Source organism: Streptomyces sp. NBC_01460, assembly GCF_036227405.1.
Lineage (GTDB): Bacteria > Actinomycetota > Actinomycetes > Streptomycetales > Streptomycetaceae > Streptomyces.
Window position 1 is genome coordinate 5,966,783 of record NZ_CP109473.1, and the last position, 13,967, is coordinate 5,980,749.

At 69.9% G+C, this 13,967-nt stretch carries 15 protein-coding genes; 10 read left to right on the top strand and 5 right to left on the bottom strand.

What is annotated here, in order from left to right:
* Positions 1-810, top strand: a complete 810-nt coding sequence (gene thiD, locus OG488_RS27080) for a bifunctional hydroxymethylpyrimidine kinase/phosphomethylpyrimidine kinase (RefSeq protein ID WP_329233288.1) — start codon at positions 1-3, stop codon at positions 808-810.
* Between the two features lie 87 nt (positions 811-897).
* Here thiD and rpmB read toward each other — a convergent pair whose 3' ends face one another.
* Positions 898-1,083, bottom strand: coding sequence for a 50S ribosomal protein L28 (rpmB, locus tag OG488_RS27085; RefSeq protein ID WP_003965989.1), 186 nt, complete (start codon positions 1,081-1,083; stop codon positions 898-900).
* A 256-nt stretch (positions 1,084-1,339) separates the two neighbouring features.
* Between rpmB and OG488_RS27090 the strand changes: the two genes are divergently transcribed.
* The 9 genes from OG488_RS27090 (at position 1,340) to mutM (ending at position 10,424) form a co-directional block, all read left to right on the top strand.
* Positions 1,340-2,962, top strand: a complete 1,623-nt coding sequence (locus OG488_RS27090) for a DAK2 domain-containing protein (RefSeq protein ID WP_329233289.1) — start codon at positions 1,340-1,342, stop codon at positions 2,960-2,962.
* A gap of 51 nt (positions 2,963-3,013) precedes the next feature.
* Entirely contained in the window at positions 3,014-5,233 is a 2,220-nt protein-coding gene (recG, locus tag OG488_RS27095) for an ATP-dependent DNA helicase RecG (RefSeq protein WP_329233290.1), read from the top strand.
* A gap of 89 nt (positions 5,234-5,322) precedes the next feature.
* The gene (gene rsmD, locus OG488_RS27100; protein ID WP_329233292.1) at positions 5,323-5,907 is read left to right on the top strand and encodes a 16S rRNA (guanine(966)-N(2))-methyltransferase RsmD; all 585 of its coding nucleotides are present in this window, start codon (positions 5,323-5,325) and stop codon (positions 5,905-5,907) included.
* A gap of 26 nt (positions 5,908-5,933) precedes the next feature.
* Complete coding sequence (gene coaD / locus OG488_RS27105) at positions 5,934-6,413, top strand: pantetheine-phosphate adenylyltransferase (RefSeq protein WP_329239045.1); 480 nt, start codon at positions 5,934-5,936, stop codon at positions 6,411-6,413.
* A gap of 97 nt (positions 6,414-6,510) precedes the next feature.
* Entirely contained in the window at positions 6,511-7,623 is a 1,113-nt protein-coding gene (locus OG488_RS27110) for an ATP synthase F0 subunit B (protein ID WP_329233294.1), read from the top strand.
* Between the two features lie 136 nt (positions 7,624-7,759).
* Complete coding sequence (locus OG488_RS27115) at positions 7,760-8,425, top strand: YceD family protein (RefSeq protein ID WP_103760344.1); 666 nt, start codon at positions 7,760-7,762, stop codon at positions 8,423-8,425.
* A gap of 2 nt (positions 8,426-8,427) precedes the next feature.
* A complete protein-coding gene (gene rpmF, locus OG488_RS27120; protein WP_003965982.1) occupies positions 8,428-8,601 on the top strand; it encodes a 50S ribosomal protein L32 in 174 nt (57 codons plus the stop codon).
* A gap of 19 nt (positions 8,602-8,620) precedes the next feature.
* Positions 8,621-9,445 (top strand): ribonuclease III, encoded by an 825-nt coding sequence (gene rnc, locus OG488_RS27125; protein ID WP_329233296.1) that lies wholly within the window; start codon positions 8,621-8,623, stop codon positions 9,443-9,445.
* Between the two features lie 121 nt (positions 9,446-9,566).
* Entirely contained in the window at positions 9,567-10,424 is an 858-nt protein-coding gene (mutM, locus tag OG488_RS27130; RefSeq protein ID WP_329233297.1) for a bifunctional DNA-formamidopyrimidine glycosylase/DNA-(apurinic or apyrimidinic site) lyase, read from the top strand.
* 9 nt (positions 10,425-10,433) lie between these two features.
* Here the strand turns inward: mutM and OG488_RS27135 are convergent, their stop codons facing one another.
* The 4 genes from OG488_RS27135 to OG488_RS27150 form a co-directional block, all read right to left on the bottom strand.
* A complete protein-coding gene (locus OG488_RS27135; protein ID WP_329233298.1) occupies positions 10,434-10,841 on the bottom strand; it encodes a winged helix-turn-helix transcriptional regulator in 408 nt (135 codons plus the stop codon).
* A 510-nt stretch (positions 10,842-11,351) separates the two neighbouring features.
* On the bottom strand, positions 11,352-11,525 hold the full coding sequence (locus tag OG488_RS27140) for a hypothetical protein (RefSeq protein ID WP_180288938.1): 174 nt from the start codon (positions 11,523-11,525) through the stop codon (positions 11,352-11,354).
* 776 nt (positions 11,526-12,301) lie between these two features.
* Positions 12,302-13,000 (bottom strand): HAD family hydrolase, encoded by a 699-nt coding sequence (locus OG488_RS27145; protein ID WP_329233300.1) that lies wholly within the window; start codon positions 12,998-13,000, stop codon positions 12,302-12,304.
* The gene (locus tag OG488_RS27150) at positions 12,990-13,856 is read right to left on the bottom strand and encodes a winged helix-turn-helix domain-containing protein (RefSeq protein ID WP_329233302.1); all 867 of its coding nucleotides are present in this window, start codon (positions 13,854-13,856) and stop codon (positions 12,990-12,992) included. Before OG488_RS27150 ends, OG488_RS27145 begins: the two co-directional genes overlap by 11 nt.
* Positions 13,857-13,967 lie beyond the last annotated feature (111 nt).

Consider the following 13,967-nt stretch of genomic DNA (forward strand, 5'->3'; position numbering starts at 1 on the left):
ATGACCGCACCTGCCCCGATACCGCCCCGTGTCCTCACCGTCGCCGGATCAGACTCCGGCGGCGGTGCGGGCATCCAGGCCGACCTGAAGACGATGCTGGCCCTCGGCGCCCACGGCATGAGCGTGCTGACCGCGGTCACCGCCCAGAACTCGCTGGGCGTGCAAGGAGCCTGGGAGCTTCCGGTGGACGCCGTGCGCGCCCAGTACCGCAGCGTCGTCGACGACATCGGCGTCCAGGCCGTGAAGACCGGCATGCTGTCCTCGGCCGCCCTCGTCGACACCGTCGCGGAACTCCTCGCGGGGACCGGCGCACCCGTCGTCGTCGACCCCGTCGGCGTCTCCAAGCACGGGGACGCCCTGCTCGCCGCCGAAGCCCTCGACTCCGTACGCACGAAGCTGCTGCCCGTCGCCACGGTCGCCACCCCGAACCTCGACGAGGTGGCCCAGCTCACCGGCGTCACCGTCACCGACGAGGCGGGGATGCGGCGGGCCGCCGCGGAGATCCTCGCGTACGGTCCGCGCTGGGTGGTCGTCAAGGGCGGCCATCTGCCCGGCGAGGCCGTGGACCTGCTGACGGACGGCGGCGAGGAGCACTGGCTGCGCGCGCCCCGGTACGACAACCGGCACACCCACGGCACGGGCTGCACCCTCGCCTCCGCCATCGCGTGCGGACTCGCCCGCGGCCAGGACGTGCCGACCGCGGTGCGGGGGGCGAAGGAGTACGTCACCGGCGCGATCCGGGCCGGCTTCGCGCTGGGCGGCGGGATCGGCCCCGTCGACCACGGCTGGCTCACACGCCCCGTGGGGTGAGGCGGGGCCCCCGGGCACAGCAAAAAGCCGGTCCACCGAGGTGGACCGGCTTTTTGGGCAACCGGAAGGCTGCGCTACGACGAGACGTCAGCGCGCGACCTTGCCGGCCTTGATGCACGAGGTGCAGACGTTGAGCCGCTTCGGCGTCCGCCCGACCACGGCACGCACGCGCTGGATGTTGGGATTCCAGCGACGGGACGTACGGCGGTGCGAGTGCGAAATGCTGTTGCCGAAGCTCGGCCCCTTGCCGCAAACGTCGCAGTTGGCAGCCACGGGTCACTCCAAAGACTTCAGATGCACTTACAGTGAATTCCGGCGCGCCGGAATCATTTTACTGAAGTGGCGGTACCGGAGGAATGGCCCGACTTTCGTCGGGCAACCGAAGCAGCATACAACGGCTGCGTCGGAGATACGAAACTACCACGGCTCCCCGGGCCCTCCGTCCCGCACCTGTGCCCGACGGGTCCACGGACGAGGACTACCCTGCGGTGCAGCCAGCCCCCCACGGCCGTCCCAAGGAGGACCAACGGTGCCGCAGTCCCCCGACGATCTTGACGCCGTCGCGGTGCGCACCTGGTGCTCACTTGCCCTGGAAGCACTGGGCCGGGAGCGGGCGGCCATCGACGCCATCAACGTCTACCCCGTCGCCGACGGGGACACCGGCACCAACCTGTACCTCACCGTCGAGTCGGCGGCCGCCGCCGTCGAAGCGGTCTTCGCCGCCCACGAGACCGGCTCCACCGTGCCCGCCCCCGCCGACGCCGTACGGGCCATGGCCCACGGCGCGCTGATCGGCGCCCGGGGGAACTCCGGGACCATCCTGGCCCAGCTGCTCCGGGGCATGGCGAGCGTGCTCTCCGAGTCGGGTGACGCGGATCACCTGAGGGCCGCCCTCGCCGAGGCCGCCGCCGCGGCACGGCAGGCCGTCGCCCACCCCGTCGAGGGCACCGTGCTCACCGTCGCCACCGCCGCCGCCGAGGCGGCCGGGGCCACGGAGGGGGGCGCCGGCCTCAAGGAAGTGGTCGACGCGGCGTACGGCGGAGCCCGCACGGCCCTGGCCGCCACCCCCGGCCAGCTCGCCGTCCTCGGGCGCGCGGGCGTCGTGGACGCGGGAGGGCAGGGCCTGGTGACCGTGCTCGGAGCGCTGCTGGAAGCCGTGGGCGGCCGGGCGCAGGAGCGGGGCGTCCGGCCCGCGCCCGAGGCCGCGCCCCTGACGGGCGACTGCGCCGACGCGGGCCCGGACGGCGGCCCCGCCTTCGAGGTCATCTATCTGCTGGAGGCGCCCGACGACGCCGTGGCCCGGCTGCGGAGCCGGCTGGACGCCCTGGGGGACTCCCTGGTCGTGGTCGGCGGCGACGGGCTGTGGAACGTCCACGTCCACGTCGACGACGCCGGGGCGGCCGTCGAGGCCGGGGTCGAGGCCGGCCGGCCCTACCGGATCCGGATCACCCACTTCGCCGCCGACCGGGGCGCGGCCCACCGGGAGCCCGCCCAGCGCGCCGTCGTGGTGGTCGTTCCCGGCGACGGGCTCGCCGGCCTCTGCGCCGAGGCGGGGGCGACCACCGTGCTGGCCCGGCCCGGCGAGCCGCCCGCCAGCGGCGAGCTGGTCGACGCCATCCGCCGGGCCCACGCCCGCGAGGTCGTCCTGCTGCCCAACGACGCACAGCTGCGCCACACCGCCGCCGCCGCCGCCGAACAGGCCAGGACCGAGGGCATCCGTGTCGCGCTGGTCCCCACCCGCGCCGCGGTCCAGGGCATCGCCGCGCTCGCCGTCCACGAACCCGACCGCACCTTCGACGAGGACGTCGTCGCGATGACCTCGGCGGCCGGGGCCACCCGCTACGCCGAACTCGCCGTCGCGGAACGGCAGTCGTGGACCATGGCGGGCATCTGCCAGGCCGGCGACATCCTCGGCCTGATCGACGGGGACGTCGCCGTCATCGGTGAGGACGTCCCCGGCACGGCCCGCACGGTCCTGGACCGGATGCTGTCGGCCGGCGGCGAACTCGTCACCCTGGTCCTCGGCGAGGACGTGCCCGACGCCCTGGCCGACGACCTGGGCGCGCACATCCGCGAGGGCTACCTCGCCGTCGACACGGTCGTCTACCGGGGCGGACACCAGGCGGCGCCCCTGCTGATCGGCGTCGAGTGACACGTCACGGGGCGCGGCGCCCGGCGACATCTGTCAGTGGCGTGGTGTGCAATGGACCGCGTGTCCGCTTTCGATGAACCCCTCAAGAAGCTGCTCGGCGGAGCCACCGCGAAGGTGATGGCCGAACACCTCTACCTGCACACGGTCGGTGATCTGCTGCACCACTACCCGCGGCGCTACGAGGAGCGGGGCCGCCTCACGACGCTCACCGAGCTCCCGCTGGACGAGCACGTGACGGTCGTCGCCCAGGTCGCCGACGCGCGCGTCATGATGTTCAACAACGGCCGGGGCAAGCGGCTCGAGGTCACCCTCACCGACGGCAGCGGCAGACTCCAGCTGGTCTTCTTCGGACACGGCGTCCACAAGCCGCACAAGGAGCTCCTCCCCGGCCGGCGGGCGATGTTCGCGGGCAAGGCATCCCTGTTCAACCACAAGATGCAGCTGGCCCACCCCACGTACCAGCTCCTCGACGCGAATGACGAGGACGAGGCGACCGAGGCCGTCGACGCCTTCGCGGGGCAGCTGCTGCCGATCTACCCGGCCTGCAAGCAACTGGACTCCTGGCGGATCGCCAAGGCCGTCGACACGGTCCTCCCGAGCGCGCAGGAGGCGGTGGACCCGCTGCCCCCGGCACTGCGCGACGGCAGGGGACTCGTCCCGCTCCCCGAGGCGCTGCTCAGGATCCACCGCCCGCACACCAAGGCGGACATCGCCGCCGCGCGGGACCGGCTGCGCTGGGACGAGGCCTTCGTCCTCCAGGTCGCCCTGGCCCGCCGCCGCTACGCGGACACCCAGCTCCCGGCGGTGGCCCGCCGGCCCGTCGCCGGCGGACTGCTCGACGCCTTCGACGCCACGCTCCCCTTCACCCTCACCGAGGGCCAGCAGAAGGTCACCGGGGAGATCTTCGACGCCCTGGCGACCGAACACCCCATGCACCGGCTGCTCCAGGGCGAGGTCGGGTCCGGCAAGACGCTCGTCGCGCTGCGGGCCATGCTCCGCACCGTCGACGCGGGCGGCCAGGCGGCGATGCTCGCACCCACCGAGGTGCTGGCCCAGCAGCACCACCGGTCGATCACCGAGATGATGGGGGAGCTCGCCGAGGGCGGCCTGCTCGGCGGCTCCGACCTGGGCACGAAGGTCGTCCTGCTCACCGGCTCCATGGGTACGGCGGCCCGCCGGCAGGCCCTGCTCGACCTGGTGACGGGCGAGGCCGGGATCGTCATCGGCACCCATGCGCTGATCGAGGACAAGGTCCGGTTCCACGACCTCGGCCTGGTCGTCGTCGACGAACAGCACCGCTTCGGGGTGGAACAGCGCGACGCGCTGCGCTCCAAGGGGAAGCAGCCGCCCCACCTGCTCGTCATGACGGCCACCCCCATTCCCCGTACGGTCGCGATGACCGTCTTCGGCGATCTGGAGACGTCCGTCCTCGACCAGCTCCCGGCCGGCCGGTCGCCCATCGCGAGCCATGTCGTCCCGGCCAAGGACAAGCCCCACTTCCTCAGCCGCGCCTGGGAGCGGGTCCGCGAGGAGGTGGAGAACGGCCACCAGGCCTACGTCGTGTGCCCCCGCATCGGTGACGACGCCGACGAGGCCGCGGAGAAGAAGGGGAAGGCCGGGAAGAAGAAGGCCGCCCCGGAGGAGGACGCCGAGAAGAGGCCGCCGCTCGCGGTGCTGGACATCGCGGACCAGCTCGCGAAGGGACCGCTCGCCGGCCTGCGCGTCGAGGTCCTCCACGGCAGGATGCCGCCCGACGACAAGGACGACGTCATGCGCCGGTTCGCCGACGGCCGGGCCGACGTCCTGGTCGCCACCACCGTCATCGAGGTCGGGGTGAACGTTCCCAACGCCACCGCGATGGTGATCATGGACGCGGACCGCTTCGGGGTGTCCCAGCTGCACCAGCTCAGGGGCCGTGTCGGTCGTGGCAGCGCCCCCGGTCTCTGTCTGCTGGTGAGCGAGGCGCACGAGGCGAGCCCCGCCCGGGCCCGGCTCTCCGCGGTCGCCGCCACCCTCGACGGCTTCGAGCTCTCCCGGATCGACCTCGAACAGCGGCGCGAGGGCGACGTCCTCGGCCAGGCCCAGTCCGGCGTCCGCTCCTCCCTGCGGGTGCTCAGCGTCATCGACGACGAGGAGGTCATCGCGGCGGCCCGCGAGGAGGCCGTCCGCGTCGTCGCGGACGACCCCGGCCTCGAACGGCTGCCGGAGCTGCGCACCGCGCTGGACGCCCTGCTCGACAAGGAGCGGGAGGAGTACCTCGACAAGGGGTGACCGGGCGGATCCCCGGTGACGCCATATCGTGGGGAGCACGGCACACGTCCCGTCCGGTGTGCCGCCCGCGACCCGAGGAACAGACACCCATGACCCGCGTGATTGCCGGTTCGGCCGGCGGACGCCGCCTCGCCGTCCCCCCCGGCACCGGCACCCGCCCCACCTCCGACCGTGCGCGCGAGGGCCTGTTCTCCACCTGGCAGGCGCTCCTGGGCACGCTCGACGGCATCCGTGTCGCCGACCTGTACGCGGGCTCGGGGGCCGTGGGACTGGAGGCCCTCTCGCGCGGAGCCGCCCACGCGCTGCTCGTGGAGGCCGACGCCAAGGCCGCGCGCACCGTCCGCGACAACATCCGCACCCTGGGTCTGCCCGGCGCGGAACTCCGTGCGGGCAGAGCGGAACAGATCGTGACCGGACCGGCGCCCTCGGACCCGTACGACGTGGTCTTCCTCGACCCGCCCTACGCCGTCACCGACGACGATCTCCGGGAGATCCTGCTCACACTCCGTGCTCAGGGGTGGCTCACGGGCGATGCTCTCGTCACGGTGGAACGGAGCACCAGAGGCGGGGAATTCACCTGGCCCGACGGATTCGAGCCCCAGCGGGCGCGTCGCTACGGCGAAGCCACGTTTTGGTACGGTCGCGCCGCCTCTACGTGCGAAGACGCACGATGACCGCACCGGAGAGCGAGGGAACCACGTTGCGCCGCGCCGTCTGTCCGGGGTCGTTCGACCCCATCACCAACGGACATCTCGACATCATCGGACGAGCCTCGAAGCTGTACGACGTCGTGCACGTCGCCGTGATGATCAACCAGTCCAAGAAAGGGCTGTTCACCGTCGACGAGCGGATCGCGATGATCCGCGAGGTGACGGCGGACTTCGGCAACGTCGAGGTCGAGTCCTTCCACGGCCTGCTGGTCGACTTCTGCAAGCAGCGTGACATCCCGGCGATCGTGAAGGGCCTGCGGGCCGTCAGCGACTTCGACTACGAACTCCAGATGGCCCAGATGAACAACGGCCTCTCGGGCGTCGAGACGCTCTTCGTGCCGACGAACCCGACCTACAGCTTCCTGTCGTCCTCCCTGGTCAAGGAGGTCGCCGCCTGGGGCGGCGACGTGGCGCACCTGCTGCCGCCGGCGGTCCACGAGGCGCTCGTGGACCGTCTCGGTAAGAAGTGACGAGCTGACCGTCCGTCACCAGGTGTCGGAGTGGCGGCGACTGGCCTTACAGTCGTCCCGTCCGTCTCCAACAGCAGCAGAGAGTGGCGAGCACACGGTGGACGTGCAGAAGAAGCTCGACGAGATCGTCGAAACGGTCGGGAACGCCCGCTCCATGCCCATGTCGGCGTCCTGTGTGGTGAACCGGGCCGAACTGCTCGCGATGCTCGAGGAGGTGCGCGAGGCCCTGCCCGGGTCCCTCGCCCACGCCCAGGAGCTCATCGGCGGCCATGAGCAGCTCGTCGAGCAGGCCCGGCAGGAGGCCGAGCGGATCATCGCGTCCGCCCGTGCGGAGCGCGGCTCGCTGGTCTCCGGCACCGAGATCGCGCAGCGGTCCCAGGCGGAGGCGGACCGGATCCTGTCCGAGGCCCGCAGGGAGGCCGACGAGGTCCGCGCCGAGGCCGACGAGTACGTCGACAGCAAGCTCGCCAACTTCGAGGTCGTCCTCACCAAGACCATCGGCTCCGTCGACCGGGGCCGGGAGAAGCTCCTGGGCCGCGGCGAGGGCCTCGACGAGCAGGGCTACCAGGACCCGGACTTCGCCGAGGCCCCGGAGCGCAGCGCCGACCCCGAGACGCTCCGCCGCCGCGCCGACGACTACGTGGACACCAAGCTCGGCGCCTTCGAGGCCGTGCTGGCCAAGACCCTGGAGGCCGTCGGCCGGGGCCGTCAGAAGCTGCACGGCCGGGTCGCCACCGACGACCTCGGCGCGCACATGGCGGCCCAGGACGCCGCGGGCGGCCACCAGCACACCAGCGACGAGGACCACTGGGCGGGCCTGGCCGAGCTGGCCGGCCCCGAGCCGCTCCGGAGCCCTCAGCAGCCCTCCTACGCGGAGCCGGCGCAGCCGGAGTACGCGCCGGTGGCCGACTATCAGGACCCGTCCCCGAGCGACTTCCCGGTCCAGGCCCAGCCGGAGGCGCCGTACGCGCAGACGTACGGCTACCAGGACCAGCAGCAGGTCCAGGACGGCTACGGCTACCCGCAGCAGCCCGACCCGTACGCGGCCTACCAGCAGCAGGCGTACGACCCGAACCAGCAGCAGGAGTACTGGCCGCAGCAGGCCCAGGTGCCCGCGCAGCAGGGCGAGAGCGCGCTCGACGAGACCAGCCTGTTCGACACCGGCATGATCGACCTGGAACAGCTGCGCCGGTACGAACAGGGCCGCTGACCGGAGCGGCTCGTACCGGATTGGGAGCTGGGCGGTACGTCCAGTATCCTGGCTCTTCGGTCGCGCGTATGCAGCGATCCCAGCTGCCCTCTTTCCCTGAGGACAGGGGCAGCTTCCCCGAAGCAGCACCACGCACATGATCTCGAAAGCAGGAAAAGCCCTGAACGGCCACCTCGACCACCGCAGCCCTCTCGTGTTCGATACGCGTGAGCTGGGCCGGCGTCCGGGTACCCAGAAGCGGCTGACCCGCACGGCGGAAGCACCGAAGGACCTCGGCATCGACGGGGTCGTCGGAGTTCCGGAGAACGCGCCCCTGGCGCTGGACCTCCGCCTCGAATCGGTCATGGAAGGGGTGCTTGTCACAGGCACCGCCCGTGCGACCGCCGAGGGGGAGTGCGTAAGGTGTCTGGAGCCGCTGACCCTCGAGGTCGAAGCGGACTTCCAGGAGATGTTCTCGTACCCTGACGCCGACGACCGGAACCGCAGCAGGACCGCGGACCCGGTCGACGACGCCGAGGACGACGAGGACAGGTTCTTTCTCGAGGACGACTCGTTCGATCTCGAGCCTGTGCTGCGTGACGCGGTGGTGCTCGCACTGCCGCTGCAGCCGGTGTGCAAGGAGACCTGTGCCGGTCTGTGTTCCGAATGCGGAATCAGGCTGGACGAGAATCCGGACCACCACCACGACGTCGCCGACATCCGTTGGGCGGCACTGCAAGGACTCGCCGAGACCGTTCAGGACGGCGAGAAGGACAACATGGGCGGCGCCGAACCTGGCGTCGACGAGAAGCAGGAGAAGTAGCCGTGGCTGTTCCGAAGCGGAAGATGTCGCGCAGCAACACGCGCCACCGCCGGTCGCAGTGGAAGGCTGCGGTCCCCACCCTGGTTTCGTGTGAGCGTTGCCAGGAGCCGAAGCTCCAGCACATCGCGTGCCCGAGCTGCGGCACCTACAACAAGCGCCAGGTCCTCGAGGTCTGAGCGGCTGGTGAGAGGCCCGATGTCTGAGTTGTCCAGCGCCAAGAAGCAGGCAGACAACATCAACACAGCCTCGTCCCACACGCTTCTGGAAGGGCGGCTCGGGTATCACCTCGAGTCCGCCCTTCTGGTGCGTGCGCTGACCCACCGTTCGTACGCATACGAGAACGGCGGTCTGCCCACCAACGAGCGGCTCGAATTCCTCGGGGATTCGGTGCTCGGCCTGGTGGTCACGGACACGCTGTACCGCACCCACCCCGACCTGCCCGAAGGCCAGCTGGCCAAGTTGCGGGCCGCGGTGGTCAACTCGCGTGCACTTGCGGAAGTGGGCCGCGGCCTCGAACTCGGCTCCTTCATCCGGCTCGGCCGCGGTGAAGAGGGCACGGGTGGCCGGGACAAGGCTTCCATCCTCGCCGACACCCTTGAAGCGGTGATCGGCGCCGTCTATCTCGACCAGGGCCTAGGCGCGGCCTCGGAGCTGGTCCACCGGCTCTTCGACCCGCTGATCGACAGGTCCTCCAACCTCGGAGCCGGCCTGGACTGGAAGACCAGTCTCCAGGAGCTCACCGCGAGCGAGAGCCTCGGAGTCCCCGAGTACCTCGTCACGGAGACCGGCCCCGATCACGAGAAGACCTTTACTGCTGCTGCTCGCGTCGGTGGTGTCTCGTACGGCACCGGCACCGGCCGTAGCAAGAAGGAAGCGGAGCAGCAGGCGGCCGAGTCCGCCTGGCGCGAGATCAGCGCCGCCGCGGAAGCACGGGAGGCTGCGGCCAAGGCCGCGGCCGACGGAGGGGTCGCCGACACCCCTGCCGACCCGTCGCCGAAGTCGGACGCGGCTCCTGCCTGATTGATCCGGAAACCCCTCGGTGCGCCCGCGCACCGGGGGGTTTCCGCTGTCCCGTCACGTCCTCGCTGTCCTGTCACGTCCTTCCTGTCCGTCCCGTCGCTTCTCCGAAGGAGTGCCCGCCGTGCCCGAACTGCCCGAGGTCGAAGTCGTGCGGCGGGGGCTGGAGCGCTGGACCGCCGGGCGCACCGTCGAGGCGGTCGAGGTGCTGCACCCGCGTGCGGTCCGGCGGCACCTCGCGGGGGGCGCGGACTTCGCGGCCCGGCTCCAGGGTCTGCGCTTCGGCACGGCGATGCGCCGCGGCAAGTACCTCTGGGTCCCCCTCGACGAGGTGGAGTCCTCGCTCCTGGGACACCTCGGCATGAGCGGTCAGCTGCTCGTCCAGCCCGAGGACGCCCCCGACGAGAAGCACCTGCGGATCAGGATCCGCTTCGACGACCCGCTCGGCACCGAGCTGCGCTTCGTCGACCAGCGGACGTTCGGCGGGCTGTCGCTGCACGAGAACACGCCTGACGGTCTGCCCGACGTCATCGCGCACATCGCCCGCGACCCCCTCGACCCGGCCTTCGACGACGCCGCCTTCCACCTGGCGCTGCGACTGCGCCGTACGACGGTCAAGCGTGCCCTGCTCGACCAGTCCCTGATCAGCGGTGTCGGCAACATCTACGCGGACGAGGCGCTGTGGCGCAGCCGGCTCCACTACGAGCGGCCGACCGCGACCCTGACCCGCCCGAGGACGGCGGAGCTGCTGGGCCATGTCCGGGAGGTCATGCGGGCGGCCCTCGACCAGGGCGGCACCAGCTTCGACAGCCTGTACGTCAACGTGAACGGCGAATCCGGGTACTTCGACCGGTCGCTGGACGCCTACGGCCGCGAGGACGAGCCCTGCCGCCGGTGCGGTACGCCGATGCGCCGCCGGCCCTGGATGAACCGCTCCAGCTACTTCTGCCCGCGCTGCCAGCGTCCGCCGCGGCCTTCCTGACCGTCCTGTTCAGGCCTCGTGCGCCGCGTCGTAACGGCTCCGGGCCTCCATGACCTCGGGCATCCGCCCCTCGACGAGCTGGATGAGGTCCATCAGCCGGGCCGTGACCTCGTGGCCGAGCGGCGTCAGCGCGTAGTCGACACGCGGCGGGTTGGTGAGCCTGGCGTCCCGGTGGACCAGGCCGTCGCGCTCCAGCGCGTGGAGCGTCCGGGAGAGCATCTTCTCGCTGACCCCGTCGATCCGGCGCCGCAGTTCGTTGAAGCGGGCGCCGTTCTCGTGGAGCGCGCCGAGGGTCAGGCTGCCCCAGCGGCCCGTGGCGTGTTCCAGGGTTCCGCGTGAGGGGCACTGCCGCGAGAAGACGTCGAAGGGGGACTCGCCCTCGTCGTCACGCACGGAGTCCGTCTGTGTCTCACCCATACCGCCAGCTTACGCCCGTGCAGCGCTCACTTCCGGTGAGCGCTGCACGGACGGGTGCCGTCCGCGTAGTCGACCGGGACGCGTAGGAGGCCGTGGTCGCGGGCGCGGAGGGAACGGGCGCCGGTCGTCCCGCAGCCGGCGGGGGCGTCCGGACAGGAGAAGCCCCCTGCCGTCCTGGGACGGCAGGGGGCTTCGTGGTTCGTGAAGCGGCTGTCCTCTGCTCAGAAGCCGAAGAAGTGACGGGTCGTTCTCCTGACCTGCGATCTTGATGGTGGCCAGTGCTGTGACCTGCAATTAAGCTGTTGACGGTTGTCAGCGTTGGTCACCCTTGAGCGCCCCCGGACGGCCCGGCGGCGGCCCGGGAAGGTGCTCCTACCGGAGCTTGAACCAGGGGCTTGCGCTCATGCCCCCGGGGTGGCCGAAGTCTGGATATGCGTTCATCGTGACGCCCTGCGCTCGGAAGTCATGTGGACGCCTGAGGGGCAGGTTCCGGAGAACCTGCCCCTCAGGTCACTTGCCCTTCGGCTTGTGCTTGGTCGGGTCAACGATCTTGTAACCCTGGCCAGCCTTGGGCGTCGGCGGAAGGGGCTTGCCCTTCACGGCCGTGACCTCGGTCTTCGATCCGGGGACCTTGTACTGCCCCGACTTCGGCGCGGGCGTACCCGGCGTCAGCTTCTTAGCCATCCTGATCACCTACCTTTCGAGCTGGATACCGCTCGACGTCGGCCCCACCCTTCAGAGGGAAGGGGGAAGCCGTGTAGGGTCGTTGGGCGCCTAGGAACGCATCACGACCCCAGTTCGAACAGGTACCGACCCCGCGTCAGTCCTTCCGAACTGGGGTCTTTCGCGCTGTTGAGAAGGATAGCGCCTCCTGTGGCTCAAATGGGGTACACGAACCACAAGTTGTGGGCGTGTCGGGCCATCCAGCCACTAGATGTAGGGCTAGCTGCCAACCTTTCAGACTATCGGCAGCCACTGACAGTCAGGGGTGCAGCGGCGTCTTTCCTTCCCCCACCACTCGCCCCAGCTCCCATCCCGTCCGCCTTCGACCCACACTCTGTGGAGCGGTCGTGGTTCAGGGCGTCAAGGTGGAGCGCGCCACTGTACGAACGACCTTGACGCCCTGGGCCGCGACTGCTCGGCTTTGCCTGGGTCGAAGGTGGTCGGGATGGGGGCCACCACGACGCTCACCACGTTCCGGCCGGCACTCGCGAACGGCGCCCCATCCATCCCGGTGCCGTAGCGCCCCCGCCGGAGGCATGTCTTGAAGCCGCGGGCTTTGGTCTCGACTCATGCCTTTCGGCCTATCCACTGCGGGCGCGCGTCGGCGGCGGCAGCGACGAGCGGGCCGGAGGCAGGAGCGCGGGAGCGGCCAGAGCCGGGAAGCGCGCCCGGCGGAGCGGAGCGCAGCCGGGTGCCTTGATGAGGTAGAGAAACCTGTAACCCGGCCTGCGTGCTGGCTAGGAGATCTGCTCGGCGGAGAGGGCGTCCGCGATGGCCTGCATCTCATGGGTGATGGCGTTGGCACCCAGAGAAGCGAACGTCTCGGCCTTGGTGGGCTTGTTGGCGTAGCCGATCACGCTGGCTCCAGCAGCCCGCGCAGCTTGTATGTCAGTCACTGAGTCACCGATCAGAGCGCATACAGAGACGTCCACGTGCATCAGTTCAGCGGCGTGGATCAGCGGATACGGGTTCGGCTTCATGAGATGCGGCTGCTCGGATGGGCGGCCCACGATCTCGGTGACGTATCCCCCCAACCCATGACGGTCCAAGAAGGCTCTTACACATTGGGCAGAGTTGTTGCTCACCACCGCAATCCCTCGGTTGGACTCCTTAGCCGCCAGCAGCGCAGCCACAGAACCCGGCGTCGGAGCTCCAGCAACCTCAACCGCCCGAACCTCTGCTGCCGTTAGGGCCTGCTCGATCCTCTGGCCCAAGGCTGCGTCCGCCTCGTGGGCAATGCTGAGTACCTCGATGGGGTCGGTCGTTCCCATCGCCTTCGCCCCCGCAGCTCCATCTTCAGCCGAAAGCAGCCGCGCCAGCTCGTTGGCAACTTGCGGTGCCGGCAGTCCGGCGAACACATCGCAGAGAGGCCCGTCGAAGTCGAACAACAGGACACGGGCTCCGATGAGCGCCTGGCTGAGCGGGTCAGTGGGCATCGAGATCGAAGTCCCTTCCGATGGTTCCCCACACGCTGTCGAACCACATGCCAGCCTGCTGCACCTGTTGGGCACCGCTGGAGGATTCGCCATCGTTGAGGGAGTGGTGGAACAGCACAGTGTCCTTGCCCACCAAGTCGTAGATCTCGATGGTTTCGCCCTGGGCGACGACCTTGTTGGGCCGGATCGGGTAGTACCCGAAGAAGGCGTCCTCACCGTTGATGACGTACAGCTTGAAGAAGGGCGTCCCGCTGTGGACGCGCACCTGGATGCGGGTTTCTGAGACGAGGCCCAGGTGCTTCAGCTCAGCGAAGGAGTCACGGATGCTGCGGGTGTAGCTGATCATGATCTCCCGCATGCGGTCGCGGAGACGCTGATCATCCTGGCCGTCCGTCATCCGGACCGGCGCGGCCTGGGGCACCGACATGTCCGGGACGAGTATCCGCATGGTGATGCTCTGCGGCGTCAGCCTGCCTACTCGGATCTTGTCCAGTGGCTCTTGGAGTGCACCATGCAGGGTTTCGCTGGAGAACCCAGCGAAGTCGATGGTGACCTCATCCCGACTGAACGCCTGCTCTACATACGGGCGAAGACCAGAGGGACGCTCGGTGCGGTTACGGACGTAGACCCCGCTGCCCTTTCGGGAGATGACAAGGCCCTCGTCCTCCAAGTCCCGCAAGGCCCGTTGGATCGTGGCCCGCGCGAAGCCGTACAGCTCGGTTAGCTCCTTGTGGGAGGGGAGCTTCTCTCCGGGGGCGATTCGGCGGGTGCGGATGGCGGCGCTCAGGCTGCTTGCCACCTGTTCGTACGGCGGTCGGTCGTCGTCTGGATCCAACGGGTCGGGAACGTAGGTCATTTCTCGATGGTAGGTGACCGGAGGCGGACTAGGACAGTCATGTCAGCCAAGTTGTTGACATGGCTAGCCATGCTCTCTAACTTGGGACATGGCCAACCAAGCTAGTCAGGT